The sequence below is a fragment of the Sporomusa sp. GT1 genome (genome assembly GCF_014634905.1).
Classification (GTDB): Bacteria; Bacillota; Negativicutes; order Sporomusales; family Sporomusaceae; genus Sporomusa; species Sporomusa sphaeroides.
Genome location: NZ_BMBX01000060.1, coordinates 1 through 1,836, shown reverse-complemented (window position 1 = coordinate 1,836; position 1,836 = coordinate 1). Strand labels below are relative to the sequence as shown.

Sequence of the window (1,836 nt, the reverse complement as noted above, 5' to 3'; positions counted from 1 at the left end):
ATAAGGAGCATTCCTGTAAGGAGTAAAAACGGTCTTTGAAAAATGAGACGCCCGGCAATACAATGGCAATGTGTGCTGATCCGGCAAGAGAAGCACAAAACCATTGATTGAGGAGGCGTCTCACATGAAGCGTACACAAAACGAGAAGATTTTGCAAATCCAAAATCACACATTGGTAGTAGGAATCGATGTCGGCAAGGACTCGCACTACGCGAGGGCCTTTGACAACCGGGGGATCGAACTGGCGAAACTGCTCCGGTTCAGCAACACGGCCCAGGGCTATGAAGCCCTGGATGAGTGGATGCGAATGATCATGGAGCAAAAAGCGAAGACCGAGGCCATAGTAGGCTTCGAGCCTACCGGACACTACTGGTTCACGCTGGGGGATCACCTGCAAGGCAAAGGCCACCGGCTGGGGATAGTCAATCCTTTCCACGTAAAATGTACGCGGGAGCTGGATGACAATAGCCCGACGAAAAATGATCGCAAAGACCCGAAGACCATTGCCATGCTGGTCAAGGACGGCCGGTTCCGAGACGTGTACATTCCGGCGGACCTTTACAGCGAACTGCGGGAAGCAGTCTCGGAACGGGAACGGCTGCAAGGCCAACTTATCGCTCTGAGTAACCAAATCCACCGCTGGCTGGACATCAGGTTCCCGGAATTTATCACTGTCTTCAAAGACTGGGGTGGGAAAACGGCGCAGGCTACGCTGAAAAACTTCCCCACGCCGGCGAGAGTGATGGCCGCGGGCGCTGCGGGTGTACTCCAAGTTTGGCAGAAGCACCTTCAAAGGAGCAGCCTGAAAAAAGCCGAACGACTGGTCCGGGCGGCAGAAAAGTCCATCGGACGAACCGCCGGCAGCGAGGCTGCGGAAGCGGCGCTGGCGAACTTGTTGGCGCAATACGACATGATTGCCGGCCAGCGCCAGAGGATTGAGCAACTAATGCAGGAACTGCTGCTGAGAGTACCCAACGCCGGCAAACTGCTGGAGATTAGAGGCATCGGGATGGTGACGGCGGCGGTCATCATCAGCGAAATCGGCGACATCCGACGCTTTCAAGATCCACGGCAGATACTCAAGATGGCAGGACTTAGCCTGAAAGAAAACAGCTCAGGAAAACATCGGGGAAAAACCACGATTAATAAGCGCGGGAGAAGACGGCTGAGGGAAGGCTTGTTTCAGGTTATGATCCCAATGTTGGCGATTAACGCCGAATTCCGGGCCATGCACCAAAAGAACCTGACGCGTTTAGTAAACCCGCTGAACAAAATGCAATCGGTCATAGCGTTGTGCGGCAAACTGGTGCGAGTCATCTATGCGATTTTGACAAAAGGCTGCTTGTACGATGCCGAGAAAATGACCAATGACATGAAGCGTTCGATGAAGGCGGCGTAAGCCAGGCCGGAGACATTCGAAGAAGGATGGCGCCAAAGGACCGAAGGCCGCAGCGGACCAGACTTGGCGAGAATCCTTAAAACATAGCAATCACAGCAAGCACTTTGACAAGTAGAGCCGGGGCAGTCAAGTTGAATTTTACCTTACGGGCAATGACCCAGCTTAGGAGCATGATTGACGTTCCATCTCAAGGATAGGCAGGACGAAGGAATTAGGCACAATTGATGCCGCAAGACATGGGAGGTTTGCCGCCTGGAGTCATGTGGAATCCCAACGGCCAAGATAACGGAAAACCGACGCGGTCTGTTTTTCCGTGCCCGAAACCACGTGGCGATCAGCATAGGCACACTATTCGGAGGTTGGGTTCGACATATTCAAAGTAAAATGCTGTGAGATATCGAGTAAATCAAAGATATCGAGAGTTTATTAAGGGAGGT

The 1,836-nt window shown here is 52.8% G+C and carries 1 protein-coding gene; it reads left to right on the top strand.

Features of this window, described 5'->3' with window-relative positions; translation table 11 throughout:
• Nucleotides 1-124: 124 nt before the first annotated feature.
• Complete coding sequence (locus GT1_RS21800; protein WP_188400485.1) at nt 125-1,399, top strand: IS110 family transposase; 1,275 nt, start codon at nt 125-127, stop codon at nt 1,397-1,399.
• Nucleotides 1,400-1,836: the final 437 nt, after the last annotated feature.